The 26,989-nt window shown below is 68.7% G+C and carries 20 protein-coding genes and 1 pseudogene; 14 read left to right on the top strand and 7 right to left on the bottom strand.

Annotated features, from left to right (window positions below):
• The first annotated feature begins 6 nt into the window (after positions 1-6).
• From ahcY to trxA, 7 genes are all read left to right on the top strand, one after another.
• Complete coding sequence (gene ahcY, locus Q331_RS0102130) at positions 7-1,407, top strand: adenosylhomocysteinase (protein ID WP_026379315.1); 1,401 nt, start codon at positions 7-9, stop codon at positions 1,405-1,407.
• Positions 1,408-1,658: 251 nt separating this feature from the next.
• Positions 1,659-4,070 (top strand): sensor histidine kinase, encoded by a 2,412-nt coding sequence (locus tag Q331_RS19565; RefSeq protein ID WP_051630389.1) that lies wholly within the window; start codon positions 1,659-1,661, stop codon positions 4,068-4,070.
• Complete coding sequence (gene tsaE / locus Q331_RS19560) at positions 4,067-5,551, top strand: tRNA (adenosine(37)-N6)-threonylcarbamoyltransferase complex ATPase subunit type 1 TsaE (RefSeq protein WP_084174650.1); 1,485 nt, start codon at positions 4,067-4,069, stop codon at positions 5,549-5,551. The genes Q331_RS19565 and tsaE overlap by 4 nt, the downstream gene beginning before the upstream one ends.
• Before the next feature lie 40 nt (positions 5,552-5,591).
• Complete coding sequence (locus Q331_RS0102115) at positions 5,592-6,290, top strand: nucleotidyltransferase family protein (protein WP_084174648.1); 699 nt, start codon at positions 5,592-5,594, stop codon at positions 6,288-6,290.
• A 4-nt stretch (positions 6,291-6,294) separates the two neighbouring features.
• The gene (addB, locus tag Q331_RS0102110; RefSeq protein ID WP_051630386.1) at positions 6,295-9,414 is read left to right on the top strand and encodes a double-strand break repair protein AddB; all 3,120 of its coding nucleotides are present in this window, start codon (positions 6,295-6,297) and stop codon (positions 9,412-9,414) included.
• Positions 9,411-12,956, top strand: a complete 3,546-nt coding sequence (addA, locus tag Q331_RS0102105; RefSeq protein ID WP_026379312.1) for a double-strand break repair helicase AddA — start codon at positions 9,411-9,413, stop codon at positions 12,954-12,956. The genes addB and addA overlap by 4 nt, the downstream gene beginning before the upstream one ends.
• Before the next feature lie 55 nt (positions 12,957-13,011).
• Positions 13,012-13,332 (top strand): thioredoxin, encoded by a 321-nt coding sequence (gene trxA, locus Q331_RS0102100; protein WP_026379311.1) that lies wholly within the window; start codon positions 13,012-13,014, stop codon positions 13,330-13,332.
• Between the two features lie 50 nt (positions 13,333-13,382).
• On the opposite strand, the gene Q331_RS0102095 is transcribed toward trxA, so the two are convergent.
• From Q331_RS0102095 to Q331_RS19550, 7 genes are all read right to left on the bottom strand, one after another.
• The gene (locus tag Q331_RS0102095; protein WP_026379310.1) at positions 13,383-14,696 is read right to left on the bottom strand and encodes a bifunctional folylpolyglutamate synthase/dihydrofolate synthase; all 1,314 of its coding nucleotides are present in this window, start codon (positions 14,694-14,696) and stop codon (positions 13,383-13,385) included.
• A 16-nt stretch (positions 14,697-14,712) separates the two neighbouring features.
• On the bottom strand, positions 14,713-15,687 hold the full coding sequence (gene accD / locus Q331_RS0102090; RefSeq protein WP_026379309.1) for an acetyl-CoA carboxylase, carboxyltransferase subunit beta: 975 nt from the start codon (positions 15,685-15,687) through the stop codon (positions 14,713-14,715).
• A 26-nt stretch (positions 15,688-15,713) separates the two neighbouring features.
• Positions 15,714-16,568 (bottom strand): tryptophan synthase subunit alpha, encoded by an 855-nt coding sequence (gene trpA, locus Q331_RS0102085; protein WP_034490729.1) that lies wholly within the window; start codon positions 16,566-16,568, stop codon positions 15,714-15,716.
• The gene (locus tag Q331_RS0102080) at positions 16,558-16,803 is read right to left on the bottom strand and encodes a hypothetical protein (RefSeq protein WP_034490726.1); all 246 of its coding nucleotides are present in this window, start codon (positions 16,801-16,803) and stop codon (positions 16,558-16,560) included. The genes trpA and Q331_RS0102080 overlap by 11 nt, the downstream gene beginning before the upstream one ends.
• 14 nt (positions 16,804-16,817) lie before the next feature.
• Positions 16,818-18,065 carry a tryptophan synthase subunit beta gene (trpB, locus tag Q331_RS0102075; protein WP_026379306.1) on the bottom strand — a complete coding sequence of 416 codons (1,248 nt, stop codon included), beginning with the start codon at positions 18,063-18,065 and terminating at the stop codon, positions 16,818-16,820.
• Positions 18,066-18,093: 28 nt separating this feature from the next.
• Positions 18,094-18,822 carry a phosphoribosylanthranilate isomerase gene (locus tag Q331_RS19555; RefSeq protein WP_051630385.1) on the bottom strand — a complete coding sequence of 243 codons (729 nt, stop codon included), beginning with the start codon at positions 18,820-18,822 and terminating at the stop codon, positions 18,094-18,096.
• A gap of 63 nt (positions 18,823-18,885) precedes the next feature.
• Entirely contained in the window at positions 18,886-19,704 is an 819-nt protein-coding gene (locus Q331_RS19550; protein WP_051630383.1) for an alpha/beta hydrolase, read from the bottom strand.
• A gap of 90 nt (positions 19,705-19,794) precedes the next feature.
• Here Q331_RS19550 and Q331_RS19545 point away from each other — a divergent pair, with 90 nt between their 5' ends.
• The 7 genes and pseudogenes from Q331_RS19545 (at position 19,795) to pheT (ending at position 26,659) form a co-directional block, all read left to right on the top strand.
• The gene (locus Q331_RS19545; protein ID WP_034490793.1) at positions 19,795-20,973 is read left to right on the top strand and encodes a glycosyltransferase family 4 protein; all 1,179 of its coding nucleotides are present in this window, start codon (positions 19,795-19,797) and stop codon (positions 20,971-20,973) included.
• Between the two features lie 149 nt (positions 20,974-21,122).
• Positions 21,123-21,653, top strand: a pseudogene (gene infC / locus Q331_RS19540) (translation initiation factor IF-3); the annotation flags it as partial.
• Positions 21,654-22,134: 481 nt separating this feature from the next.
• Positions 22,135-22,335 carry a 50S ribosomal protein L35 gene (gene rpmI / locus Q331_RS0102050; RefSeq protein ID WP_026379305.1) on the top strand — a complete coding sequence of 67 codons (201 nt, stop codon included), beginning with the start codon at positions 22,135-22,137 and terminating at the stop codon, positions 22,333-22,335.
• 12 nt (positions 22,336-22,347) lie between these two features.
• Entirely contained in the window at positions 22,348-22,749 is a 402-nt protein-coding gene (gene rplT / locus Q331_RS0102045) for a 50S ribosomal protein L20 (protein ID WP_026379304.1), read from the top strand.
• 185 nt (positions 22,750-22,934) lie between these two features.
• Entirely contained in the window at positions 22,935-24,008 is a 1,074-nt protein-coding gene (gene pheS / locus Q331_RS0102040) for a phenylalanine--tRNA ligase subunit alpha (protein ID WP_026379303.1), read from the top strand.
• On the top strand, positions 24,008-24,196 hold the full coding sequence (locus tag Q331_RS0102035) for a hypothetical protein (RefSeq protein WP_026379302.1): 189 nt from the start codon (positions 24,008-24,010) through the stop codon (positions 24,194-24,196). The genes pheS and Q331_RS0102035 overlap by 1 nt, the downstream gene beginning before the upstream one ends.
• Positions 24,197-24,253: 57 nt before the next feature.
• The gene (pheT, locus tag Q331_RS0102030) at positions 24,254-26,659 is read left to right on the top strand and encodes a phenylalanine--tRNA ligase subunit beta (protein WP_026379301.1); all 2,406 of its coding nucleotides are present in this window, start codon (positions 24,254-24,256) and stop codon (positions 26,657-26,659) included.
• Positions 26,660-26,989 lie beyond the last annotated feature (330 nt).

Genomic DNA, 26,989 nt, shown 5'->3' with positions numbered 1-26,989 from the left:
GATCGCATGCCTGAACGCGAAGATTTTGCCGTCAAGGACCTGTCGCTGGCCGAATGGGGTCGCAAGGAGATCGCCATCGCCGAGACAGAGATGCCTGGCCTGATGGCGCTTCGCGAGGAGTTCGGCGCCGCGCAGCCCTTGAAGGGCGCGCGCATCGCCGGCTCGTTGCACATGACCATCCAGACCGCCGTCCTGATCGAGACGCTCGTCGCTCTCGGCGCCGAAGTGCGCTGGGCCTCCTGCAACATCTACTCCACGCAGGACCATGCCGCCGCCGCGATCGCCGCCGCGGGCATCCCCGTCTTCGCCGTCAAGGGCGAGACGCTCGCCGAATACTGGGACTATGCCGACCGTATCTTCGAGTGGCCGGATGGCGAACCCGCCAACATGATCCTCGACGATGGCGGCGATGCGACCCTTCTCATCCTCCTCGGGGCGCGGGCCAAGGACGATCCCTCGCTGATCGCCAATCCCCAGAACGAGGAAGAGGAAGAGCTCTACAAGGTGATCAAGCGGCGCCTTGAGAGCCATCCGGAATGGTTCGGCAAGGTGCGCCAGGCCATCCGCGGCGTCTCCGAGGAGACGACGACCGGGGTGATGCGGCTCTACGACCTGCAGAAGAAGGGCATGCTTCCCTTCCCGGCGATCAACGTCAACGATTCGGTAACGAAGTCGAAGTTCGACAACAAATACGGCTGCCGGGAATCGCTGGTGGACGGCATCCGCCGCGCCACCGACGTGATGATGGCCGGCAAGGTGGCCGTCGTGTGCGGCTACGGCGATGTCGGCAAGGGCTCGGCGCAATCGCTGCGCGGCGCCGGGGCGCGCGTGAAGGTGACGGAAATCGACCCGATCTGCGCCCTGCAGGCGGCGATGGACGGCTTTGAGGTCGTCACCATGGAAGAGGCGGCGCCGGATGCCGACATCTTCGTCACCGCCACCGGCAACAAGGACGTCATCACCATCGACCATATGCGGGCGATGAAGGACATGGCCATCGTCGGCAATATCGGCCATTTCGACAACGAGATTCAGGTGGGCGCGCTGCGCAACCTCACCTGGACCAACATCAAGCCGCAGGTCGACATGATCAGCTTCCCGGACGGCAAGCGCATGATCCTGCTATCGCAGGGAAGGCTGCTCAATCTGGGCAACGCGACCGGCCATCCGAGCTTCGTCATGTCGGCCTCCTTCACCAACCAGGTGCTGGCCCAGATCGAGCTCTTCGCCAAGGGCGAGGAATACGAGAACAAGGTCTACGTCCTGCCCAAGCATCTGGACGAGAAGGTCGCCTCGCTGCATCTGAAGAAGCTCAATATCGAGCTGACCAAGCTCAGCGCCGAGCAGGCCTCCTATATCGGGGTGGAGCCGGAAGGTCCGTTCAAGGCCGACCACTACCGCTACTGAGGCGAGAAGCGGCTTTTTGACAGACCGCGGAGCGCCCGTTTCGGGCGCTCTTTGCCGTCAAGCGCTTGCCACCGCGACGCAGCGCGTCCCCGGTCACACTTTTCCGGTTCCCACGAAGCGGTTAATGTGTCGATTCGGATGGGGATGTCGGGGCTTCCTCGCCGGCAGCCAGGGCAAACGCGGCGGAGACGAGATTGGACCGGCAGGCCGGGCATATAGCGATTCGAGCCTCAGGCAGGATCGCGTCCGGCGTGGCCGCCACTCTCTTCCTCGCCTATCCGACGCAAGCTGCCACCTTTCCCGCACTTTTCGACGGCGGCGGCCTTCCCGGCGTTTTGTGGCTCGCCGTGACGGCCGGCTTTGCCGGTACCGCCGTCATCGCCTTCATGCTATTGGCCCGGCGCGAGCGCGAGAACGGCCTCATGGAGGCCAACCGGCGAATTTCCGATCTTAAGCAGGCACTCGACCGCGCCGAGGCGCTTCTGGCCAGCGACGACCAGAAGACGCTTTGCCTCAACGCCGCGGAGGACAGCGCCGAGCTCTATGGAACGCTGCCGGAGCGGGTGGGCGCGCCGATGGCCACGGTCGATTTCCTCGACTTCCAGACCTGGCTGGATGCGCGCAGCGCCGAGGCGCTCGCCACCGCCATCGAGCAGCTGATGGAAACCGGAGAGCCTTTCCGCCTGTCGCTGCGCAGCTTGAGCGACTGCTTCGTGGAAGCCAGCGGACGTACCAGCGGCGCAAGGGCGCTGGTGCGGCTGCGCGAGCTGACCGGCGAGCGCCGCTCCTTCGCCGAGCTGAAGGAGCAGGCCGGCATCGTCATCTCGGAGATGACGGCGCTGCGCACGCTCGCCGAAAAGCTGCCCTTCCCGCTCTGGCGGCGCAACGCCCATGGCCGGCTGAGCTGGGTGAACCCGGCCTATCTGACGCTTGCGGGGGCGGAGGATGTGGCGGCGCTCAACGCGCGGGCCGCCGAGCTGTTCGCATCCGATACGCGCGAGGCCATGCGGGTGGCGCATCGCGAAGGCGCCATCTTCCACGAGATCGTGCCGGTAAAGGCCGGCGCCGGGCAACGGCGGATGGAGGTCTTCGACATCAAGGCGGAGGACGGCACGGTGGGCCTCGCCTTCGACGTCACCGAATTGGAGCGGGCGCGCAGCGAGCTGCGACGCAATATCGAGCTCAACGCCCGCCTCTTGGACCAGGTAAGCTCGGCGATTGCCGTCTTCGACGGCTCGCAGCGCCTGGAATTCTCCAACGCCGCCTTGGGTACGCTGTTCAACCTGCCGGAGCGCTTCCTCGCCCCCGGCACGGAGGAGGGGGTGATCCTCGACCAGCTCCGCGCCGAGCGTCAGCTTCCCGAACAGGCCAATTACCGCGGCTGGCGCCAGGAGCACCTTGCCGCCTATGCCGACCCGCAGCCGCGCGAGGAGATGTGGCATCTGCCCGATGGGCGCTCGCTACGCCTCATCGCCACGCCGAACGCGCAGGGCGGCTTCACCTATATCTACGAGAACGTCACCGAGCGGCTCAGCCTGGAGAGCCGGGTCAACGCCCTGTCGCGCATCCAGGGCGAGACGCTCGACCATCTTTCGGAGGCGGTCGGCGTCTTCGGCTCCGACGGAAGGCTGAGGCTCCACAATCCCGTCCTCGCCGAGATGTGGCGCCTGTCGCCGGATTTCCTGCGCCAGGAGCCGCACATCTCCAGCCTCATCGGCCATTGGATGGTCTTCTATCCCGATCAGGAGACCTGGAAGCGCGTCGCCAACGCCATCACCCGTACGGAGGCGGGCGAAAGCCTTTCCGGGCGCATGGAGCGACGCGGCGGCTCCATCCTGGAATACGCCACCGTGCCGCTGCCGCAGGGCATGACGCTGCTCACCTTCGCCGATGTGACGGAAAAGGCGGAGGCGCATCGCTTCCTGGAAGAGCGCAACCGGCTGCTGGAAGAGGCCGATCAGCTGAAATCCGATTTCGTCCAGCACGTCTCCTACGAGCTCAGGACACCGCTCGCCTCCATCATCGGCTTCTCGCAGATGCTCGCCAGCGAGGCGCCGGGCGAGCTCAACGCGCAGCAGCGCGAATACATGGACCACATCGCCCAATCCTCCGACGCGCTGCTGGCGCTGGTGAACAACATTCTCGACCTCGCCACGGTCGATGCCGGCATCATGGAGCTTGAGATCGGCGAGGTGGATATCGCCGAGGTGGTGGGCGCGGCCGTGGAGGGCGTGCGCGACCGCATCGAAGAGAAGAAGGTCGACCTCGCCATCACAACGCCTCCGGGCCTCGGCAGCTTCCGCGCCGATGCCTCGCGCGTGCGGCAGATCCTCTACAATCTCCTCTCCAACGCCATCAATTTCTCCCCCGAGGGCGGGCGCGTGGAGATTTCCGCAGAGCGCCGCGACGGCTCGGTCTTCTTCCGCGTTCGCGACGAGGGGCCGGGCATCGCGGAAGCCATCCGCGACGACATTTTCGAGCCCTTCGAGGGGACGGCGCCGCAGGGCGGACGGCGCGGCGCCGGGCTCGGCCTTTCCATCGTCAAGCGGCTCGTCGAGCTGCACCGGGGCGAGATCGGCATCGATACGGCAGAAGGCGCCGGCACCACCACCACCATCCGCCTTCCCGCCGATATCGAAGAGGCGGCCGAAGCGGCCGAGTGAAGACGAAGGTGCCGCCGGCGGCCATCGCCACCCTCAAACTCGCCGAGGAGAGCGCCACGGCGCGCCTTGCCGAGGACGTCGCGGCGGCCGCGCGCGCCGGCGACATCATCCTGCTTGAAGGCGGGCTCGGCGCCGGCAAGACCAGCTTCGCCCGCGCCTTCCTGCGAGCGCTCGCCGGCGATGCGCAGCTGGAAGTGCCGAGCCCGAGCTTCGCGATGCGCATCGACTACGCCATGCCGCGCTTTGCCGTAACGCATGCCGACCTTTACCGGCTCGCCGATCCGGCCGAAGCGGAGGAGGTCGGCCTTCTCGACCTGTCGCCGCAAACGCTGCTTCTCGCCGAATGGCCCGAACGGGGTGAGCTCGACGCCGAGGAGGCGCTGACCATCCGCCTGGAGGTGGATGGCTGCGGCCGCTCGGCGAGCATTTGCGGCGGCGGCGACTGGCCGGAAAGGCTCGCGCGCAGCTTTCTCATCCGCCGGTTTCTGGATAAGAGCCGGCGGGCGAGGTCGCATCGTATGCCCATTCTCGGCGACGCTTCCGGGCGCAGCTACGAACGGGTGCGCGGCGGCGCAGATGCCGTGCTGATGAACGCCCCGGCCCGGCAGCAGGGGCCGCCCGTCTGGCACGGCAAGAGCTATGACGCGGTGGCGCATCGCGCGCTCGACCTTTCCGCCTTCCTCACCGTCAGAGAGCTGCTCGCCGCCAAGGGCGCGCGCGTGCCGGAAGTCTACGCCCAGGATCTCGCCGCCGGGCTCCTCCTGGTGGAGGATTTCGGCGCCGAGCCGATCCTGACGCCGGATAACCGGCCGATCCTGGCGCGCTACGAGGCGGCCGTCGACCTCCTTCTCAAGCTGCACCGACCGCACCCCAAAGATGCGGCGGCGCGCGCCGCCCTGTCCGCCTACGACACGCAGGCGCTGCTCATCGAGACGAGCCTGTTTGCCGACCATTTCGCCGCGCAGGAGGCAAAAAGGCCGTTCTCGGCCGCGCAGCGCGAGGATTTCCTCGCCACCTGGCGCGAGCTGCTCGGCCCGCTTCAGGGCGGCGAGCGGGTCATCGTCCTGCGCGACTTCCATTCGCCCAACATCATCTGGCTGGAAGGGGCGGCGGGAACCGACCGCGTCGGCGTCATCGACTTCCAGGACGCGCTCATCGGCCATCCGGCCTACGACCTTGCCTCGCTCGCCCAGGATGCGCGCGCCGATATCGCCGAGGCTGAGGAAGAGGCGCTGCTACGCCGCTATGTCGCGGCGCGGCAAAAGGCCGAACCGGGCTTCGACGAAGAGGCCTTGCGGCGGGCCTATGCGATCCTCGCCGCGCAGCGCGCCAGCAAGGTGCTGGGCGCCTTCGCCCGCCTGGCGCGCGCGGGCATGCCAACCTACCGAGCCCATATGCCGCGGCTTCGCGCCCGGCTGAGGCGCGACCTCAACAAGCCGGTTCTGTCGCCGCTCCGCCGGTGCTATCAGAACCTCCTTTGATCGTGCTGGAGTTCTGCCGTTGACCTCTCCGTCCAGCGCCATGGTGCTTGCGGCCGGCTTCGGCCGGCGCATGCGCCCGCTGACCACCACGACGCCGAAGCCCCTCATCGAGGTCGCCGGCAAGGCGCTGATCGATTATTGCCTCGACGGGCTGGCGCAAGCCGGCATCGGCCAGGCTGTCGTCAACGTCCATTATCTCGCCGACCTCGTGGAAGCGCATCTGGCGCGGCGCAAGCGCCCGCAGGTCGTCATCTCCGACGAGCGGGCAAGGCTGCTCGATACCGGAGGGGCCTGCATCAAGGCGATGCCGCTTCTCGGCGAGGGTCCCTTCCTCATCCGCAACTCCGATTCCTTCTGGCTGGAAGGCGTGCGCCCCAATCTGCGCTGGCTGATCGAGGGCTGGGACGAGACGGAGATGGACGGGCTGTTGCTGCTCGCCTCCACCGTCGCCTCGGCCGGCTATACCGGCGCCGGCGATTTCGAGCTCGGCAAGGATGGAAGGCTGACCCGGCGCGCCGAGCGCACGGTGGCGCCCTTCGCCTATGCCGGCGCGGCCATTGTCTCGCCGCGGCTCTTCGACGACCCGCCGGAAGGGGCCTTCTCGCTCAACCTTCTCTTCGATCGGGCGCTGGAGAAGGGCCGCCTTTTCGGCGTACGCCTCGACGGGCTGTGGATTAACGTGGAAAGCCCGGAGGCGATCCGGGCCGCCGAGGCGGCCATCCTGGAAAGCGCCGCCTGAGGCCATGGCCGAGGCGATGGCCGAACGCGAGAGAACTGCCGCCCATATCTTCAGCCTGCCGGCGGGCGCTCCCTTCCTCGACGCCCTGGTGGAGGCGATCCTTTCCGGCCGCATCATTCCCGCAGCGCGGCTGGAGGAGCCGCTGCAGCTCGCCGATCTCACCCTCTACCTGCCGACGCGCCGCGCCGCGCGCGCCATCCGCGAGAGCTTCCTGAGGGCGCGTCCGGAAGGCCTCATCCTGCCGCGCATCCGCACCCTCGGCGATCTCGACGAGGACGAGCCCGTCGCCGAGATCTTCGCAGCGGACGAGCACGCCTCGGCCGCGCCGCCGGTCTCCCCGCTTATCCGCCAGCTCGTCCTGACGCGGCTGGTGCTTGCCTGGTCCGGCGCCATGGCGCGGCAAGCGGCAGGGCTCGGCGGGGAGCCCGCCCTGGTGCCGGCCTCCGCCGCCGATGCGGCGCGGCTTGCCGCCGCGCTCGCCGACCTCCTCGACGAGGTGGGGCTCGATCGCGAGCGCTGGCGCGCCCTTGACGCCGTGCCGCCGCAAGAGCTGGCGCAGTACTGGCAGGTGACGCAGCGCTTCCTCGCCATCGTCTCGGAGAGCTGGCCGGCCTTCCTTGCCGAGCGCGGCCTTGCCGATCCGGGCGCGCATCGCAAGGCGGCGCTGCGCCAAGAGGCGGCGCGGCTTGCCGCGGAAGGCTCCGCCGGGCCGGTGATCGCCGCCGGCTCCACCGGCTCGGTGCCGGAGACGGCGGCTCTCCTTGGCGCCATCGCGCGGCTGGCGAACGGCGCCGTCGTCCTGCCCGGCCTCGACCTTGATCTCGACCGGGAGAGTTGGGAGGCGATCGGCGATGCAAGGCGCGAGCCCGCCGATGCCGGCCATCCCCAGTTCGGGCTGAAGAAGCTCCTCGCCGACCTCGGCTGCGCGCGCGAGGCGGTGACGCCGCTCGCCGAGGCGCCTTCGGGACTTTCAGCGCGCATGCGCTTTGTCTCCGACGCGCTGCGCCCGGCCGCCACCACGGACCGATGGGCCGCCCTGCCGGCCCCGGCGGAGGCGAACGGCCTTGAGGGCCTTGCGCTCCTGGAGGCGAGCGACGAGCGCGAGGAGGCGCTGGCGGCGGCGCTCGCCCTGCGCCGGGCGCTGGAGGAGAAAAAGCTCGCCGCCCTCATCACCCCGGACCGGGCGTTGGCGCGGCGCGTCTCGGCGATCCTGGAGCGCTGGCAGGTGCGCGTCGACGATTCCGGCGGCACGGCGCTGACGCTGACGTCACCCGGCCTCTTCGCCAGGCTCGTCGCCGAAGTGGCGCTGAAGGGCGCCAGAGCCATCCCGCTCCTGTCGCTGCTGAAGCATCCGCTCGCCCGCTTCGGCTGGCCGGAAGGGCGGGTACGGCATGCGGCAAGGGCGCTGGAACGGGCCGTCCTGCGCGGCCCGGTGCTGGCCGCCGGTCTGCCGGCGATGGAGAAGGCGCTGAAGCGCCGACACGCCGAATGGCAGGCGGGCGAGGATCGCCGGGCGGCTTCGGCCGGGCTCGGCGAGGACGATTTCTGCGCGGCCGAGGCGCTCTTGGCGCGGCTTTGCGCGGCGCTTTCGCCGCTCGCCTCGCTTGCCGCCGGCAAGGCGCCCTTCGCGGAGTTCCTTGCCGCCCATGTCGCGGCGCTCGCCGCCTGCGCGGACGACGGTTCGGGCGGCACCGGCGGGCTTTTCGCCGAGGAGGCCGGCGAGGCGCTCGCCGCCAGGCTGGAGGCGCTGGAGGCGGCGGCGGACGACGGCCCCGCCCTCGGCGCGGGCGAGTATCCGGCGCTCCTTGAGGCTCTCATCGCCGAGGCGAAGGTGCGGCGGCGCGGCGGCAACGATCCGCGCGTCTTCATCTGGGGGACGCTGGAGGCGCGGCTGCAGAGCGTCGACCTCGCCGTCCTCGGCGGGCTCAACGAGGGCGTCTGGCCGCGGCCCGCGCGCACCGACCCGTTCCTGTCGCGGCTGATGGCGGGGGCCATCGGCCTCGACCCGCCGGAGCGGCGGCTCGGCCTGTCGGCGCACGATTTCGTCCAGTCGCTCGGCCATGGCGAGGTCGTGCTCACCCGCGCGCTGCGCCAGGAGGGCGAGCCGATGGTCGCCTCGCGCTGGCTGCAGCGGCTCATGGCCCGCGCGGGAGAGGCCGGAACGGAGGCCATGCGCGGGCGCGGCACCGAACTCCTTCGCCTGGCGCGCGCGCTCGACATCCCGCCGGCGACGATCACCCTTGCGCCGCCGCAGCCGCGCCCGCCGCTCAAGGCGCGCCCGAAGAAACTCTCCGTGACGCGCATCGAGCGGCTCATCCGCGACCCTTACGCCATCTACGCGGAGCGCATCCTCGGCCTCGCCGCGCTGGAGGAAATCGCCGCGCCCGCCGGGGCGGCCGAACGCGGCACGCTCGTCCACGACATTTTGGAGCGCTTCGTCGCCGAGCGACCTGCCGGCCCCTTCGACGAGGCGGCGCTTTCCCGGCTGACGGAGCTCGGCCGCGAGGCCTTTGCCGCCTATGCCGACTGGCCGGAGGTGGCGGCGCTGTGGTGGCCGCGCTTTCAGCGCATCGCAACCTGGTTCGTGCGCCAGGAGGCCGGGCGCGAGGGCATCCTCCAACGGCATGTGGAAGCCAGGGGCGACTGGCAGGTGAGCGAGCATTTCCGCCTGACCGGGCGCGCCGACCGCATCGACCGGGGCGCGGACGGGCGGCTCACCATCATCGACTACAAGACCGGCCCGCCGCCCGGCGCGGAGGAAGTCCTGACGCTCGCCCCGCAGCTACCGCTGGAGGCGCTGATGGCGCGGCGCGGCGCCTTCAAGGACGTGCCGGCGGGCGAGGCCGAAGCGCTCCTCTATTACCGGCTCTCAGGCCACGGCGAAGGTGGCCAGACGTTTTCGCGCGGCGTGCGGGAAAAAGCGAGCCGCGACGGCAAGCCGCCGATGCGCCTTGAAGAATGCCTGGCGCAGACGGAAAGGAACCTTGCCGAGCTGGTGGCGCATTTCGCCAAGCCGGAAAGCCCCTACCCCTCCAGCCGCGTGCCGCGCCCCACCGCCTTCGCCGGGGAATACGACCATCTGGCGCGGCTTGCCGAATTCTCGCTCGGCGAGGGCGAGGCATGAGCGCCGCCCAGCCTTCCGCCAGCCCGACGGCGCGGCTGCAATGGCAGGCGTCGGAGCCTTCCGTCTCCGCCTTCGTGGCCGCCAATGCCGGCTCCGGCAAGACGCATGTGCTGACCCAGCGCGTGGTGCGGCTCCTGCTCGCCGGCGCGGATCCCGGCGCCATCTTATGCCTCACCTACACCAAGGCGGCGGCGGCGGAGATGGCCGGCCGCGTCTTCAAGACGCTCGGCCAATGGGCGGTGCTGGGGGAGGCGGAGCTTGCGCAGGCCATCGCCTCAAGCCAGGGAACGCGGCCCGATAGCGCCAGTATGGCGCGGGCAAGGCGGCTCTTTGCCCGGGCGCTGGAGACGCCGGGCGGGCTCAACATCCAGACCATCCATGCCTTCTGCGAGCGCATCCTGCACCAATTCCCCTTCGAGGCGAATGTGGCGGGGCATTTCGAGGTACTGGACGAGACGGGGGCGGCGGCCCTCATCGCCGAGGCGCGCGAGGCGGTGCTTGCCGCCGCGGGCAAGGACGCGGACGGGCTCGGCGCGGCGCTGACGAGGCTGGCGAGGCTGAAGAACGATCAGGAGATCGAGGCGGCGCTGAAGGCCGTCATCGACAGGCGGGAGGCCATCCGCCGCTGGATGCAACGGGCAAGGCCGGCAGGCGCGACGAGGCCCGGCGGCGTGGAGGACGCCATCGCCGATCTGAGGCGGGAATTGGGGCTCGGGCCGCAGGAAAGCGAAGAAGCGATCGCGGCCGAAATCTGCCGCAGCGACGACTGGGACGAGGCCGCCTGCCGGGCCGTCTGCCAGGCCATCTTCCGACTCGGAGAGGCGGCGAACAGCATCGATGCCGGCGCCCTGCAAGCCCTCACGGCGCTCATCGGCGAGATCGACGGCGAGGGGGAGGCGGCGCTGCGGCTCGGCTTCTTCCTCAACCAGAAAAAGGACGGAAGCTGGGGCGAGCGCAGCGAAAGCCGCCGCTTCGGCAAGGAGCTGCGCAAGGCCGAACCGCGGCTCGACGAGCGCTTCGGGGCGGAGGCGGCGCGCCTTCTTCGCCTGCGTGAGCGGCTGTCGCTGGCGCGCACCGCGGAGGCGAGCGCGGCTCTGCTTACCGTCGGCGAGGCGATCCTTTCGCGCTACCGCGGGCTGAAGCAGGCACGCGGCTTTCTCGATTTCGACGATCTCATCGAGCGCACGAAGAACCTCCTGGAGAAGGAGGAGGTCGCGGCCTGGGTGCAGTACAAGCTCGATGCCGGCATCGACCACATCCTCCTCGACGAGGCGCAGGACACCGCGCCGGAGGCCTGGAAGATCGTGGAGCACCTGGCGGCGGAGTTCTTCGCCGGCAAGGGCGCGGAGCGCGGCACGCGCACCCTCTTCGCCGTCGGCGACGACAAGCAGTCGATCTACGGCTTCCAGGGCGCCGATCCGACGCTGTTTTCCACCTATCGCGACGCATTCGCCCGGCGGGCGAACGAGGCCGGGCTCGTCTTTCGCGGCGTCAGCCTTCGCGTCTCCTTCCGCTCCGTGCAAGCCGTTCTCGACGCCGTGGATGCCGTCTTCGACGGGGATCTCGCCGCCTCGGTCACCCGACTGACTTACGAGGCGCATCAGGCGTTCCGGGAGAAGGCACCGGGGGAGGTTCATATCCTGCCGCGCATCCTGCGGCCGAAGCGCGAGGCGCCGGAGAATTGGTGGCAGCCCTACGACGCGCCGGCGGAAAGCGAGAACCGGCTTGCGGAGACGATCGCGGAGGAGATCGCGCGCCTTTTGAAGAAGCGCAGGCTGCCCTCCGGCGCGCCGGTGCGGGCGGGCGGCATCATGGTGCTGACGCGCAAGCGCGGCAGCTTCGCCCGCGCCATGGTGCGGGCGCTGAAGGCGCGGGGCCTGCCGACGGCCGGCGCCGACCGCATCGCCCTGGCCGAGCACATCATCGTCCAGGATCTCCTGGCGCTCGCCGACGTCATGCTCCTGCCTGAGGACGATCTGCAACTGGCGGCGCTTCTCAAATCGCCGCTCTTTGCCTTCGACGACGAGGATCTGATGGCGCTCCTCATCGATGGCGAGGAACGCCGCAGCAGGGCGAGCCTGATGCAGCGACTTGGCGAAAGCGCCGAGCCGCGCCACCAGGCGGCGCATCGGCGCCTTCTTCGGCTGATGGCGCTCGCCGATCAGGTGACGCCCTTCGCCTTCTTCACCCGCCTCATGGAGACCGACGGGGGGCGCCAGGCCTTCCGCGCCCGCATGGGTTCGGAGGCCGACGATGTCCTCGACCTCTTCCTGACGACGGCGCTGAGGCTGGAAGAGGCGACGGTTCCCGGCCTGCAGGCGCTCGCGGCGACGATCCGCGCCGGCGCCGGCGACGTCAAGCGCGAGCTGTCGGAGAGCGCGGCGGCGATACGGGTGATGACGGTGCACGGCGCCAAGGGGCTTGAGGCCGATATCGTCTTCCTCGCCGATACCGGCGGGCAGATCAGCGTCCATCAGCACCGCGACCGGCTGGTGCCCGTCGGCGGGGGCGAGGCGCCGGCCTTTCTTTTCCGTCAGGGCAAGGACGATGCCGCGCCGGCCCAGCGCGCCCATGACGAGGCGGAGAAGAAGCGCCAGGAGGAGGAATATTTCCGCCTCCTCTACGTGGCGATGACGCGCGCCAAGGACCTCCTTTTCGTCTGCGGCATTCGCGGCGAGAGGACGCCGGCGAACGCCTGGTACGAGACGATCTGCAACGCGCTCGCCCCGGAAGGAAGCGAAGGGGCCGAACGCGACGAAGCCGGCGAGCTCAAGGAAACCTTCATCTGGCGCGGCCGCGTTCCGCCTGCGCCGGCGGAGGCGGCGGAAGAGAAAGAGGACACAGCGCGGCAAGAAGAGCCGCCCGTCGCGCTGCCGGAATGGGCGGTGAAGCCCGCCAGCCCGCCGCGCCTGCCGCCGCAGCCGCTGCGCCCCTCGCGCGCCCTCGCCGAGGAGGACCCGCCGACAGGGCTCGCCCTGCCGCTCGCCGCCGCTTCGGAGCGGGCGCGGCTCGCGGCCGGGCGCGGACGGGCGCTGCACAGGCTCCTGCAATTCCTGCCGGATTGGCCGCAGGCGGAACGCGCCGAGAAGGCGGCGAACCTGCTTGCCCGTTTCTGGCCGGAAGCGGGCGAGGCGGCGCGGCAAGCGGCGCTGGAGGAGGCGTTCGCCGTCCTCGCCGAGCCTGAGCTTGCCCCGCTCTTTGCGCCAGGCAGCCGGGCCGAGGTGCCGCTTGTGGGACAGGTGGAGACGAAGAGCGGCGCCTTTGCCCTCTCCGGGCGCATCGACCGGCTCGCCGTCAACGAGAAGACGGTGTTTCTGGCCGATTACAAGACCGGCGCGGCGCCGGCCGGGCCCGAGGAGGCCGACGAGATGGCGCTGCGCCAGATAGCGCTTTACGGCAAGCTTCTCGCCCGCATCTATCCGGGAAGAACGCTGCGCGCCTTTCTGGTCTACACGGCGGGGCCGGCGGTGCTGGAGATAGCTGCGGAGCAACTTGGCGCGGCGCTCGCCCCGCTCGCCATCACCGCGCCCGGCCCTGCTTGACCGCCAGCGGAGCCGTTCCTACCTTCGGTGCAACCCATCAGGAGATTTACGAACCATGGCCACCGAGCAAACCACCGACAGCAATTTCGAGGCCGATGTCCTGAAGTCCGACACGCCCGTCGTCGTCGATTTCTGGGCCGAATGGTGCGGGCCCTGCAAGATGATCGCCCCGCATCTGGACGAGATCGCCAAGGAGATGAACGGCAAGGTGAAAATCACCAAGCTCAATGTCGACGAGAACCAGAAGACCGCCATCAAATACGGCGTGCGCTCCATTCCGACGCTCATCATGTTCAAGGGCGGCGAGCCGGTCGACATGAAGGTCGGCGCCAGCGCCAAGAGCGATCTGCAGCGCTGGATCCAGGGCGCCGCCTGAGCGCCAGCTTCGTTTCTCTTTGAAGGTCCTACGTGAAGACGGCCTCCTGCCTATTGCGGCAGGGGGCCGTTTTCTTTCAACACCTCGCCGGCGAGATAGAGCGAGCCGCAGATGAGGATGCGCGGCGGCTCGTCGGCGATCTCGCCGATGGCGAGGAGCGCTTCGCGCAGGCTCTCGGCCGGCCGCGCCGGCAGCCCCGCCTCCTTCGCCGTCTCGGCGAGCGCCTTGGGCCCGAAGCCGGAATCGGAGCTGGTGACGGGCACCGTGATGACATGCTGGGCGAGGCTGTCGAAGGGCGTGAAAAAGGCCACCGGGTCCTTCGTCGTCAACATGCCGGCGATAAGGAAAAGCGGCTTGGGCACGCGCTCCGAAAGCGCCGCCATCTGCGAGGCGACGGCAAGACCCGCGGAGGCGTTGTGGCCGCCGTCGAGCCAGAGCTCGGCGCCCTGCGGCGCCGCCTCCACCAGCGGGCCGGCCGCAAGCCGTTGCAGCCGCGCCGGCCAGTTCGCCTCCTTCAGCCCCCGCGCCATCGCCTCCTGGCCGATATCAAGGCCGAGCGCGCGCAAGACGGCGACCGCGGTTCCAGCGTTTTCAATCTGGTGCTGGCCGGCAAGGCGCGGCAGGGGCAGGTCGATGAGGCCGCGTTCGTCCTGATAGACGAGACGGCCGCTTTCCTCGTGCACGCCCCATTCGATGTTGTGGCGAAACAGCGGCGCATGCGCGGCCTCCGCCTCCACGGCGAGCATGGCCATGGCGTGCTCGTCCTGCGGGCCGACGATGGCCGGAGCGCCCGGCTTCATGATGCCGGCCTTCTCCGTGGCGATGCCGGCAAGGTCGTTGCCCAGGAACTCGGCGTGGTCGTGGCCGATGGTGGTGATGACGGCGGCGAGCGGATGCTCGATGACGTTGGTGGCATCGAAGCGCCCGCCAAGGCCGACCTCGATCAGCGCGTAATCGGCGGGATGCTTGGCAAACAGCTGGAAGGCGACCGCCGTGGTGATCTCAAAGAAGGTGATCGACTGGCCCTCGTTGGCCTCCAGCGCCTCCTCGATGGCGGCGATCAGCGGCTTCGTCTCCACCAGCCGGCCGCCGCCCGCCGCGCCGAGGCGGATGCGCTCGTTGAAGCGCACCAGATGCGGCGAGGTGTAGACATGCGCGGTCTTGCCGGCCGCCTCCAACATGGCGCGCAGGAAGGCGATGACGGAACCCTTGCCGTTGGTGCCGGCGACGTGGATGACCGGCGGCAGACGCTCGTGCGGATCGCCGAGGGCGGAAAGAAGCCGCTCCACGCGGCCGAGCGAGAGGTCGATGCGCTTGGGATGAAGCGCCAGCAGCGCCTCAAGCAGGTCGTCCAGCGGGGGCATCAAACGGGCGCGGCGATCAGGACGATGCCTGACCAGCCTCGGCCGGCCTTGCCTCGCTCTTTGCCGAGGGCTCGGCGGCGATCGGCTCGCCCGCCTCTTCCTCCAAGATGACCTCTTCCTCCCTGGCGGGCATAGGCGGCTCCGGCAGCTTCATCAGCAGGCGGCACAGCCGGGCGACGACCGAGCGCAACTCCTGGCGCGGCACGACCATATCGATCATGCCGTGCTCCATCAGATATTCGGAGCGCTGGAAGCCCTCCGGCAGCTTCTCGCGGATGGTCTGCTCGATAACGCGCGGGCCGGCAAAGCCGATAAGCGCGCCCGGCTCGGCAATGTGGATGTCGCCGAGCATGCCGTAGGAAGCGGTGACGCCACCCGTCGTCGGATTGGTGAGAACGACGATATAGGGAAGGCCCGCCTCCTTCAGCCGGTCGACGGCCACCGTCGTGCGTGGGAGCTGCATCAGGGAGAGAATGCCCTCCTGCATGCGCGCCCCGCCCGAGGCGGTGACGAGTATGAACGGACAGCCGCGCTCGAACGCCGCCTCGGCGCCGGCAATCAGCGCCTCGGCCGCCGCCATGCCGAGCGAGCCGCCCATGAACTCGAAATCCTGCACCGCGACGATGACGTCGACGCCCTCCACCTTGCCCTCGGCGACGAGGATGGCGTCCTTCATGCCGGTCTTGGCCTTGGCGCCCTTCAGCCGGTCGGTGTAGCGGCGCTGATCGCGAAAGCGCAACGGATCGACGACGGGGTCGGGAAAGTCGATCTCGGTCCACTGGCCGTAATCGAGGAAGAGACGCAGCCGGGTCCTGGCATCGATGCGCTGATGATAGCCGGAGCCGGGGAAGACGTACTGGTTCGCCTCAAGATCCTTGTAGAAGACCATGGAGCCGGTCTCCGGGCACTTCACCCAGAGGTTCTCAGGGGTCTCGCGCTTGGTCCACAGGCCACGGATTTTCGGGCGAACGACGTTGGAAATCCAGTTCAAGCCAAGTTTCTCCTATCGGGCCGCCGCTACTCGGCGGCCATCTGCCGCGACAGGCGCACGCCCTCCGCCAGCTCGGCGACGAGCGACGTCACGGCCGCAACCGTCATGTCGGTTGCCTTGCCGGCATCATCAAGGCTTGCCGCGATCGCGGAGACGAGGGCGGAGCCGACGACGACCCCGTCGGCGGTGCGGCCGATGGCGGCCGCCTGCTCGCGCGTCCTGACCCCGAAGCCGACGGCAACCGGCAGATCGGTATGGGCCTTGATGCGCTCCACCGCCTCGGCCACCAGGGTGGTGTTGGGCGCCGCGGAGCCGGTGATGCCGGTGATGGAGACGTAATAGACGAAGCCGGAGGTGTTCTGCAGCACCGCCGGCAGGCGTTTGTCGTCAGTCGTCGGGGTGGCCAGGCGGATGAAGTTGAGCCCGCCGCGCAGGGCCGGAAGGCAAAGCTCCTCGTCCTCCTCCGGCGGCAGATCGACGACGATGAGGCCGTCGACGCCGGCTTCCCTGGCGTCGCGCACGAAGGCTTCCGGGCCGTATTGGTAGATCGGGTTGTAATAGCCCATCAAGACGATGGGCGTGTCGTCGTCGCGCTCACGGAAGCGGCGCACCATGGCGAGCGTCTTCTTCAGCGTCTGTCCGGCCTCAAGCGCCCTCAGACCCGCCGCCTGGATCGCCGGCCCGTCGGCCATCGGGTCGGAGAAGGGCATGCCGAGCTCGATGATGTCGGCGCCCGCTTCCGGCAGGGCGGCGAGGATCTTCTCGCTCGTCGCAAGGTCCGGATCGCCGGCCGTGAAGAAGGTGACGAGGGCGGGCCTCAGCTCCTGGCGGACGGCGGAAAAGCGACGGGCGATGCGACCGGAGGCGGCCTCAGGCGACATGCTCACGCACCTCGATGGTGACGGAAAAGGCGTAGAAGCCGTCGCGCTCGATGCGCTCGCGCGCCATCTCCGCGTCGAAGGCGATGCGCGGCTGTTCGTCGTCGGGGACGGTCATCATGTAGACGAGGTTCTCGCTAGAGCGCACGCCCTCCGCGTTCGGGCGGTCGTCGCCGGAATGCACGGCGACGTAATGATGGCGATTGTTCACCGAACGATAGATCTCGAAAAACGTCATTCCCCCCACTCCTCCTAGATGTCCATGCCGAGATGCTCGGCCACGGCGAAGATGTCCTTATCCCCGCGCCCGCACATATTCATGACGATGATCTCGTCGCGCCGCATCTCAGGCGCCAGCTTGATGACATGCGCCAGCGCATGGGCCGGCTCCAGCGCCGGGATGATGCCTTCCAGGCGCGTGCAGAGCTGGAAGGCGTCGAGCGCCTCCCGGTCGGTGGCCGAGACATAGGTGACGCGGCCGCTATCCTTCAAGAAGGCGTGCTCCGGCCCGATGCCGGGATAATCGAGGCCGGCGGAGATGGAATGGCCTTCCAGGATCTGGCCGTCATCGTCCTGCAGGAGATAGGTGCGGTTGCCGTGCAGCACGCCGGGCCGGCCGCCATTGAGCGAGGCGGCGTGGCCGTTCTGCACCTCCAGGCCGTGGCCGCCGGCCTCCACGCCGTAGATCTTCACCTCCTCCTCGTCGAGGAAGGGATGGAAGAGGCCGATGGCGTTGGAGCCGCCGCCGAGGCAGGCGACGAGGGCGTCCGGCAGACGGCCCTCCATCTCCTTCATCTGCTCCTTCGCCTCGCGGCCGATCACCGACTGAAAATCGCGCACGAGCTCGGGATAGGGATGCGGGCCGGCAGCGGTGCCGATGATGTAATAGGTGTCCTCCACATTGGTCACCCAGTCGCGCAGCGCCTCGTTCATGGCGTCCTTCAAGGTGCCGGCGCCGGCGGTGACCGGCTTCACCTCGGCGCCGAGGAGGCGCATGCGGAAGACGTTGGGCTTCTGCCGCTCTGTATCGGTCTTGCCCATATAGATGATGCAAGGAAGGCCGAAGCGCGCCGCCACCGTGGCCGCGGCGACGCCGTGCTGGCCGGCGCCGGTCTCCGCGATGATGCGCGTCTTGCCCATCTTCAGGGCGAGCAGGATCTGGCCGAGGCAGTTGTTGATCTTGTGCGAGCCGGTGTGGTTGAGCTCGTCGCGCTTGAAATAGACCTTGGCGCCGCGGCCGGCGGGCGCGCCCTGGCGCAAATGCTCCGTCAGGCGCTCGGCATAATAGAGCGGGCTCGGCCGGCCGGCATAATGCTTGGCGAGGGCGGCCAGCTCGGCATGGAATTCAGGATCTTCCTTCGCCGCGTCATAGGCCGCTTCCAGCTCCAGGATGTTCGGCATCAAGGTCTCGGCGACGAAGCGGCCGCCGAACATGCCGAAATGGCCGGTCTCGTCGGGACCGCCGCGGTAGGTATTGGGCTTCAGACCGGATTCGGCCATGGCAGCGTGCCTTTCCAACGTGTCGTTCTTACGCGGCAGCGAAGCCGCGCGGTGCCGGGCCGGGGTCCGGCGCGGCGCTGTCGCCAGGCTCGCCCGCCTTGCGGCCGAGCGTCTTATCGGCGGCGCGCGCGGCGGCCAGAAAGGCGGCGATCCTTCCCGCATCCTTCACGCCGGGCGCCGATTCCACGCCGGAGGAGACGTCGAGCCCCGGCGCCCCGGTGCGGCGGAGCGCCTCGCCGACATTATCCGGCGACAGGCCGCCGGAGAGGAACCAGGGCAGGCCAGGCTCGAAACCGGCCAGAAGCTCCCAGTCGAAGGGCTCGCCGTTGCCGCCCGGACGGGTGGCCTGCCTCGGCGGGCGCGCATCGAGGAGAAGACGGTCGGCGACCTTGGCGTAGGAAGCGGCCGCGCGCAAATCCTCCGCGCCGCCGACGGGCAGCGCCTTGATGGTGCGCAGGCCGAACTTGGCGGCGATCTCGGCAACGCGTTCGGGGCTTTCGGAGCCGTGAAGCTGGAGGAAATCGGGGGCGAGATCGGCGGCGATCGCCGCGACGACATCGTCGGTCGCGTTCACCGTCAGCGCCACGACGCCGAGCCGGCCTCGAACGGGCGCCGCAAGGGCCGCCGCCACGTCAAGGGCGAGGGCGCGCGGGCTCTTGTCGAAGAATACGAAACCGACAAGATCGGCGCCCGCCGCAAGGCAGGCGTCGATGTCCTCGCGCCTTGAGAGGCCGCAGATTTTCACCTCTGTCGCCATGCCGCTCTCGTTCGCACGAATCCTCTAAAATGTCCAACGCCCGAGGGGCGAGCGAGGGTTCCCTCACGCGGCGGTTTCCGGCGGCTCGGGCGTGCCCGCCGCGTCCTGCCCGCCCGCCATCTTGGCGAGCGCGGCGCATAGCCGCTCAAGATCCTGAGGCCGGGACAGGCGATGGTCGCCGTCGCGCACCAAGGTCAAGACCACGTCGTCGAAGCAGAGCCGGTCGGCGAGCTTCTCCGCATGGCTATAGGGCACGTCGGTATCCTCCATGCCCTGAATGATATGCACCTTGCAGCCGGTCTCGATCGGCGCCTCGCCGAAGAGGTGCTTGGCTCCATCCTCAATCAGCGCCTTCGTCAGCACATAGGGCTCCTCGGAATAGTCGGAGGGCTGGGTAACGCGGCCCGTCCTTTCCATCTCGGCCCATTCGGCATCGCCGAAGTGGTCGCTCATCAGCGCCTTGGTCATGTCGACGGCCGGGGCGATGAGGATAAGGCCGGCAAGACGCCCCGCCTCGCCCCGTTCGCGGAGCGCCTTGGCCAGGAGCAGCGCCAGCCAGCCGCCCATGGAGGAGCCGACGAGGATCTGCGGGCCTTGCGCGAAGGCATCGAAGACGGCGAGCGCCTCCTCCAGCCAGCGCGAGATGGTGCCATCGAGAAAATCCCCGCCGGAGCGGCCATGGCCGGAATAGTCGAAGCGGGTGGCGGCATGCCCGGTCGCGGCGGCGAAGGCATCGAGCGCCTCGGCCTTGGAGCCTTGCATGTCCGATTTGAAGCCGCCAAGCCAGAAAACGCCCGGCGCGCGCCCCTGCCGCGCCAGGACGGCGATTTGCCGTGCATCCGCGCCGCTACCGACAGTGATCTTTTGCAACTGCACGCCCATCCATCTATGTCTCGTCCGCTCGTTCCGGCGCATGAGGTGCGCCCTCGCCCCTCCACCGTCAAGCCGCCCTTCAACGTCAAGCCTCATGTCATGCCCAAGCCCATCCTGCCCAAGACGATTTTGCAGGTGATCCCGAACCTCGATACGGGCGGGGCGGAGCGCACCGCCATCGACATCGCCGCGGCGCTGGCGGCGCGCGGCGACAAGGCGCTCGTGGCCAGCGAAGGCGGGCGGCTCGCGGCCGAGCTGGAGGCCGCCGGGGGCGAGCTCATCGCCATGCCGCTCGCCTCCAAGAACCCGGCCGTCATGGCGGCCAATGCCGGCCGGCTCGCCCGGCTCGTGCGCGCGCGCGGCGTCGATCTCGTCCATGCCAGGAGCCGCGCCCCGGCCTGGTCGGCGCTTCTCGCCTGCCGCATGACCGGCACGCCCTTCCTCACCACCTATCACGGTATCTACGGACAGAAATCGGCGCTGAAGGGCTTTTACAATTCGGTGATGGCCAGGGGCGACGCCGTCATCGCCAATTCGCGCTACACGGCCGAGCTCGTCGCCCGCCGGCACGGCACCCCGGCAGGGCGCATCACCACCATCTACCGGGGGACCGACCTGTCGCGCTTCGACGCCGGCGCCATCGGCGAGGCGAGGCGCGCGGCCCTGCGCGCGCGATGGGGGTTGCCGGAGGGGGCGCGCATTGTCCTCAACGTGGCGCGCCTCACCTCCTGGAAGGGCCAGGAAATCCTCATCGAGGCGGCCGCGCGCCTCGCCAAGGAGACGGATTTCACGCTGGTGCTGGCCGGCGACGCGCAGGGGCGAAGCGATTACCGGGCCCGCCTGTCGGCGCAGATCGAGCGGGCCGGCCTTGCCGGCCGCGTCCTCATGCCCGGCCATTGCGAGGACGTTCCGGCGGCGCTGGCGCTCGCCTCGGTCGCCGTCGTCGCCTCCACCGAGCCGGAAGCCTTCGGCCGCTTCGCCGTGGAGGCGCAGGCGCTCGGCGTGCCGACGGTCGTCAGCGATCTCGGCCCGGCGCGCGAGACCGTGCTCGCCCCACCGGAGACGCCGGCGCCCCAGCGCACGGGCTGGCGGGTCGCCGCCGGCGATGCGGCCGCGCTCGCGGAAGCGCTGAAGCAGACCCTGGCGCTGCCGCCGGGCGAGCGCGAGGCCCTTGCCGCGCGCGCGCGCGCGCATGCGGCGTCTTTCTCTCTTGCGGCGATGAGCGAAGCAACGCTCAAGCTCTACGATGCGATTCTTTCCCGCACACCAGAGAGCTAGTTTTTCGCCAGAGCTCCTGCTGACGAGCTCTTTCGGTACGTTGACATTCCAGTCGTCGTGCCGAAATGCTATACTCTAATCGTGCAGGCTCGCAGCGACGCGCCGCACATCATCCAAGGTCGTTGTGAACTACAGAAGGAGAGCCGACCATTCGCAGACCCCATCGTGCGCCACCTCCGGTCAAGGAGGGGCCCCGCGTCAACGACGAGATCCGGCTGCCCGAGATTCAGCTGATCGACCACGAAGGCCAAAATCACGGCGTCATCTCCACGGAAGAGGCACGCGCCATCGCCGCGGATGCCGGGCTCGATCTCGTCGAGATCTCGCCGAACCAGCGGCCGCCCGTCTGCAAGATCCTCGACTACGGCAGGTATAAATACACGTCCCAGAAGAAGGCTGCCGAGGCGCGGAAGAAGCAGAAGACGGTCGACGTCAAGGAAGTGAAGATGCGGCCGAACATCGACACGCACGACTACGACGTGAAGATGCGCAATGCCCGCCGCTTCCTGGAAGAGGGCGACAAGGTCAAGATGACCATGCGCTTCCGCGGCCGCGAGATGGCCCATCAGGAGCTCGGCCTGGAGGTTCTCTACAAGGTCCGGGACCAGCTCGGCGACATCTCCAAGGTCGAACACGACCCGAAGATGGAAGGCCGCCAGATGATCATGATCCTGGCGCCGGACTCCAAGAAGCTCGCCGCTATCGAAAAGGCGAAGAAGGAAGCCGAGAAAGCGGCCGCCAAGAGCGCCAAACAGCAAGAGGCGCAGCAGCAAGAGGCGCAGCAGCAAGAAGCCGAGCCGGAAGAGGCGCAGCCGGAGGGCGAGCGCCAGGCGGCGGATGCCTGAGGCGCTTCGGCCGGAAGCGGCCCGACCCCCGCTCCGACGCGGCGCTGCCGGAGCGATGCCGCCGGAGCGAGAAAGAGACAAAAGCCGGCAAGGGAACGGTTCCGTTCCGCGCATCGGTCGTTGCGGGCGCGGCAGCGGTACGTCTTGCCTTTACCAAGGCGCGCTTCTATAAGCGCGCTGCCGGATCGCCCGGCTCTCCGCACTGTGACAACATGGCGGAAATGGGCATGCCGTGGCGATCCAGAACGCTCTGACAAGAGCCGACGAGAAGGGCTCCGCACCGCCGGGGCCTCTTTGTCATGGAAAGGAGAGCCAAATGCCCAAGATGAAAACCAAATCGGGCGCCAAGAAGCGCTTCAAGTTCACCGCGACGGGCAAGATCAAGGTCGCGGCCGCCGGCAAGCGCCACGGCATGATCAAGCGCAGCAACAAGTTCATCCGCAACGCTCGCGGCACCATGGTGCTGGAGGAGCAGGATGCGCGCATCGTGCGCAAATACATGCCCTACCAGCGCTGAGGAGGCACCGACATGGCACGAGTGAAACGCGGCGTGACGGCGCACGCCAGGCACAAGAAGATCATCAAGCAGGCCAAGGGCTATTACGGCCGGCGCAAGAACACCATCCGCGCCGCCAAGCAGGCCGTTGAGAAGGCCAACCAATACGCCTATCGCGACCGGCGCAACCGCAAGCGCTCCTTCCGCGCCCTGTGGATCCAGCGCATCAACGCGGCCGCACGAATGAACGGGCTTACCTATGGCCGCCTCATCGACGGGCTTTCCAAGGCCGGTATCGAGGTCGACCGCAAGGTGCTCGCCGACCTTGCCGTGCACGAGCCTGAGGCCTTCGCCGCGCTCGCCGGACAGGCCAAGCAGGCGCTCGCCTATCTGAAGGAACTGACGCCGAACGAATACGAGGCGGCGGTGCGCTGAGGCGCGAGCGCGAGAAGAAACGACGAGGGCGGCCGGGGTGCCGCCCTTTTTCTTGGCGGAGCGTCGCCTGGCGATTGGCTCAGAACGCATTGCAGCGACACGGACGCGCTCGGCCACGCACGGGCCTTTCCACCGGCCGCAAAGATGGGCTAGAGCCTCCTCTCGCGGAGCGAAAAATGGACCAGATGACCGACCTTGACGCGCTGGAGCGCGACATCACCGAACGCATCCACAAGGCCGAGGACGAGACGGCGCTGGAGGAGGCGCGGCTCGCCTCGCTCGGCAAGAAGGGCGTCGTCTCAGAAAGGCTGAAGAGCCTCGGGCGGATGAGCCCGGAGGAGCGCCAGGTGGCCGGCCCGGCGCTGAACGGCCTTAAGGCGCGCATCGGCGAGGCGCTGGAGACGCGCCGCGCCGAACTGAAGGAGAAGGCGCTTGAGGCGCGGCTGAAGAGCGAGCGGCTCGACGTCACCCTGCCGCCGCGCGCCGAGCAGCGCGGCACCATCCATCCGACGACGCAGGTCTGGCAGGAGGTGATCGCCATCTTCGCCGATATGGGCTTTTCGGTCGCCGAAGGGCCGCATATCGAGACCGACTGGTACAATTTCGGCGCCCTCAACATTCCGCCCGAGCACCCTTCGCGCCAGGACATGGACACCTTCTACCTGAAGCCGAAGGCGGACGGCTCGCGCATGGTGCTGCGCACGCATACCTCGCCGGTGCAAATCCGCACCATGGAGGCGCAGGAGCCGCCGATCCGCATCATCGCGCCGGGGCGCACCTTCCGCTCCGATTCGGACCGCACCCATACGCCGATGTTCCACCAGATCGAAGGGCTCGTCATCGACGAGACCACGCATATGGGCCATCTGAAGGGCACGCTGGAAGCCTTCTGCAAGGCCTTCTTCGAGGTGGACGAACTGAAGATGCGCTTCCGTCCCTCGCACTTTCCCTTCACGGAACCCTCCATGGAGGTCGATATCGGCTGCCAATGGGTCGGCGGGGAATTGAAGATCGGCCAGGGCGACGACTGGCTGGAGATTCTGGGCTCGGGCATGGTGCATCCCTATGTCATCAAGGCCGGCGGCCTCGACCCGGAAAAATACCAGGGCTTTGCCTTCGGCATGGGGCTCGACCGCCTGGCCATGCTGAAATACGGCATCCCGGATCTCAGAGCCTTCTTTGAGGCCGATCTCAGATGGCTGCGGCATTACGGCTTTGCCGCGCTCGACATGCCGAGCGTCGCCGAAGGGCTGAGCTGATGGGGGCAACGCGCCGCCTTCTCGCCAACGGGCTCGCCAACGGGCTCGCCATCGGGCTCGCGGCCGGGCTCGGCGCCTGCCAGGGCGCCGCACCGCCGGAGCCTGAGGCCGGCAATGTCACCCAGGCCGGCGACTGGACCGTGCGCACAAGCGCCACCGTCCGGGTCGATGCCGGCGTCGTCCACTGATCATGCCGGCAGGCGCCCTGCCGCGCCGGCCGCTTCCCAACTCTCGAGCGTCACGCGATGAAATTCACCCTTTCCTGGCTCAAGGACTATCTGGAAACCGACGCTTCGGCGGAGGAGATCGCCGACAAGCTGACGATGATCGGGCTGGAGCTTGAGGGCCTTGCCAACCCGGCGGAAAAGCTCGCTCCCTTCGTCATCGCCAAGGTGCTGGAGGCGCGCGCGCATCCCAACGCCGACCGGCTCAGGGTCTGCATGGTCGATCCGGGCACCGGCGAGGCGGTGCAGGTGGTGTGCGGGGCGCCCAATGCGCGCACCGGCATGGTCGGCGTCTTCGCGCCGGTGGGCGTGCATGTCCCCGGCACCGGCATCGACCTCAAGGCCGGCGTCATTCGCGGCGAGGCCTCTCATGGCATGCTCGTCTCGGAGCGCGAGATGATGCTCTCCGACGACCATGAGGGCATCATCGATCTGCCCGAGGATGCGCCGGTGGGAACGAGCTACGCCGCCTGGGCGGGGCTCGACGATCCGGTCATCGACGTGGCGGTGACGCCGAACCGGCCCGACGCGCTCGGCGTCTACGGCATTGCCCGCGATCTCGCCGCCGCCGGGATGGGCCGGCTGAAGCCGCTCGCCGAGGCGCCGGTGGAGGGCGCCTTCAAGAGCCCGATCGGCGTCTCGCTGCGCTTTGAGGACGGCGCGGAGCGCCCCTGCCCGCACTTCGTCGGCCGCTATTTCCGCGGTGTCAGCAACGGCCCCTCCCCCGCCTGGATGCAGAAGCGGCTGCGGGCCATCGGCGTCAGGCCGATCTCGGCGCTGGTGGATATCACCAATTACATCACCCACGCCTATGGCCGGCCGCTGCACGTCTTCGACGCCGCCAAGGTGAAGGGCGACATCCATGCCCGCCTCGCCCGCCGGGGCGAGACGATCGAGGCGCTGGACGGGCGCGTCTACGAACTCGACGAGGCGATGACGGTGATCGCCGACGAGGCGGGCCCGGAATCGATCGGCGGCGTCATGGGCGGGGAGGCGAGCGGCGTCACGGAGGAGACGACGGAAGTCTTCCTGGAGGCTGCCTATTTCGACGCGGTGCGCACCGCCTCCACCGGCCGCAAGCTCAACATCATCTCCGACGCGCGCTACCGCTTCGAGCGCGGCGTCGACCCGGCCTTCACCGAGACCGGGGCGGAGATCGGCACGCGGCTCATTCTCGAACTGTGCGGCGGCGAGGCCTCCGAGCTGGTCGTCGCCGGCGCGCCGCCCTTGAAGAACACCACCTTGTCCTTGCGCCTTTCGCGGGTGAAGAGCCTTGCCGGCGTCGACATCGCGCCAGAAAGCCAGGTGGAGGTTCTGGAGGCGCTCGGTTTCGGCGTCGCCGGCGCCGGCGGGGAAGTGGCGGTCTCGGTGCCTTCCTGGCGACCCGACATTTCCGGCGAGGCCGACCTCGTGGAAGAGATCGTGCGCATCTGGGGGCTGGAGAAGATCGACCATGTCACCCTGCCGCGGCTTGAGGCGGTGACGAGCCCGAAGCTCAGCGTCAAGCAGCGGCGGCGCTTCCGCGCCGCCAGGACGCTCGCCGCGCGCGGCTTCAACGAGGCGGTCACCTGGTCCTTCCTGCCGCATGAGGAGGCCGGCCTGTTCGGCGGCGGCGAGGAAAGGCTGACGCTCGACAACCCGATCTCCACCGAGCTCTCCGACATGCGGCCCTCGCTGCTGCCCGGCCTCATCGCCGCTTCGGGACGCAATGCCGACCGCGGCGCGGAGAGCCAGGCGCTGTCGGAGATCGGCCAGATCTATCTCGGCGACGCGCCGGAGGAGGAGCGGCTTCATGCCTCCGGCATCCGCCACGGCGCCACCGGGCCGCGCAGCTCGCTCGCCGCGCCCCGCCCCTACGACGTCTTCGACGTCAAGGCGGACGCGCTCGCCGTGCTGGAGGCGCTCGGCGCGCCCGTCGGCAGGGCGCAGGTGCTTGCGGAGGGGCCGGCCTGGTATCATCCCGGCCGCGTCGGCACCATCGCGCTCGGGCCGAAGAACCGGCTCGCCGTCTTCGGCGAGATGCATCCGCGCATCCTCGATGAGATGGATGTCAAGGGGCCGCTCGTCGCCTTCGAGGTCGATATCGACGCCATTCCGGTGCCGAAGGCGCAGCGCGCCTCGCGGCCGGCGCTCGCCATCTCCGACTACCAGCCGGTGCGCCGCGACTTCGCCTTCGTGGTGGAGGAGGAGGTCGCGGCCGAGCGCATCCTGCGGGCAGCGCAGAGCGCGGACAAGAACCTCATCTCGCAAATCGGCGTCTTCGACGTCTTCCGCGGCGCCGTCATCGGCGAGGGCAAGAAGTCGGTCGCCATCGAGGTGACGATGACGCCGGAGGACAGGACGCTGACGGAAGCGGAAATCGAGGCCGTGTCGGAGCGCATCGTCGCCGCCGTGGCGAAGGCGACCGGCGGGGTGCTGCGCGCATAAGGTTTTCGCCTGACCTGTGCGTAACTTGTGGATGACGGCGCCTGCCGTGCGCGACAGGACAGGCGGAAAGCGGCCCTTCGGCAGTTGACTGTGAAGAACGCATAAGCGGCTGATAGTCGACGGATTTCGGTCTCTCGCAAGGTTTCGGTTTTGCAGGATTCGGTGGCTTGAGCCTGCGGAACCTTGCGATTTCGCATGCGGTTTGGGGATTCCCGGCGGCGCCTTTCCGTGATTCGATTGAGAGGATCACGAGAGGTGACGATGCGACCGAGAGCGCCCAATCGCGAGCTCACCGATGACCTGTTCCGCGCCCGGCTCGACCAGATCATC

It is taken from the genome of Afifella pfennigii DSM 17143 (assembly GCF_000688515.1).
GTDB classification, from domain to species: domain Bacteria; phylum Pseudomonadota; class Alphaproteobacteria; order Rhizobiales; family Afifellaceae; genus Afifella; species Afifella pfennigii.
This window is presented reverse-complemented; position numbering and strand designations above follow the sequence as displayed.

What these genes read in the sequence shown, in the direction of transcription:
- ahcY (WP_026379315.1), top strand. Translation starts at nt 7, where the DNA reads ATGCCTGAACGCGAAGATTTTGCCGTCAAGGACCTGTCGCTGGCCGAA.
- Q331_RS0102115 (WP_084174648.1), top strand. Translation starts at nt 5,592, where the DNA reads ATGGTGCTTGCGGCCGGCTTCGGCCGGCGCATGCGCCCGCTGACCACC.
- addB (WP_051630386.1), top strand. Translation starts at nt 6,295, where the DNA reads ATGGCCGAGGCGATGGCCGAACGCGAGAGAACTGCCGCCCATATCTTC.
- addA (WP_026379312.1), top strand. Translation starts at nt 9,411, where the DNA reads ATGAGCGCCGCCCAGCCTTCCGCCAGCCCGACGGCGCGGCTGCAATGG.
- trxA (WP_026379311.1), top strand. Translation starts at nt 13,012, where the DNA reads ATGGCCACCGAGCAAACCACCGACAGCAATTTCGAGGCCGATGTCCTG.
- Q331_RS0102095 (WP_026379310.1), bottom strand. Translation starts at nt 14,696, where the DNA reads ATGCCCCCGCTGGACGACCTGCTTGAGGCGCTGCTGGCGCTTCATCCC.
- trpA (WP_034490729.1), bottom strand. Translation starts at nt 16,568, where the DNA reads ATGTCGCCTGAGGCCGCCTCCGGTCGCATCGCCCGTCGCTTTTCCGCC.
- Q331_RS0102080 (WP_034490726.1), bottom strand. Translation starts at nt 16,803, where the DNA reads ATGACGTTTTTCGAGATCTATCGTTCGGTGAACAATCGCCATCATTAC.
- trpB (WP_026379306.1), bottom strand. Translation starts at nt 18,065, where the DNA reads ATGGCCGAATCCGGTCTGAAGCCCAATACCTACCGCGGCGGTCCCGAC.
- Q331_RS19555 (WP_051630385.1), bottom strand. Translation starts at nt 18,822, where the DNA reads ATGGCGACAGAGGTGAAAATCTGCGGCCTCTCAAGGCGCGAGGACATC.
- Q331_RS19550 (WP_051630383.1), bottom strand. Translation starts at nt 19,704, where the DNA reads ATGGGCGTGCAGTTGCAAAAGATCACTGTCGGTAGCGGCGCGGATGCA.
- Q331_RS19545 (WP_034490793.1), top strand. Translation starts at nt 19,795, where the DNA reads ATGCCCAAGCCCATCCTGCCCAAGACGATTTTGCAGGTGATCCCGAAC.
- rpmI (WP_026379305.1), top strand. Translation starts at nt 22,135, where the DNA reads ATGCCCAAGATGAAAACCAAATCGGGCGCCAAGAAGCGCTTCAAGTTC.
- rplT (WP_026379304.1), top strand. Translation starts at nt 22,348, where the DNA reads ATGGCACGAGTGAAACGCGGCGTGACGGCGCACGCCAGGCACAAGAAG.
- pheS (WP_026379303.1), top strand. Translation starts at nt 22,935, where the DNA reads ATGACCGACCTTGACGCGCTGGAGCGCGACATCACCGAACGCATCCAC.
- Q331_RS0102035 (WP_026379302.1), top strand. Translation starts at nt 24,008, where the DNA reads ATGGGGGCAACGCGCCGCCTTCTCGCCAACGGGCTCGCCAACGGGCTC.
- pheT (WP_026379301.1), top strand. Translation starts at nt 24,254, where the DNA reads ATGAAATTCACCCTTTCCTGGCTCAAGGACTATCTGGAAACCGACGCT.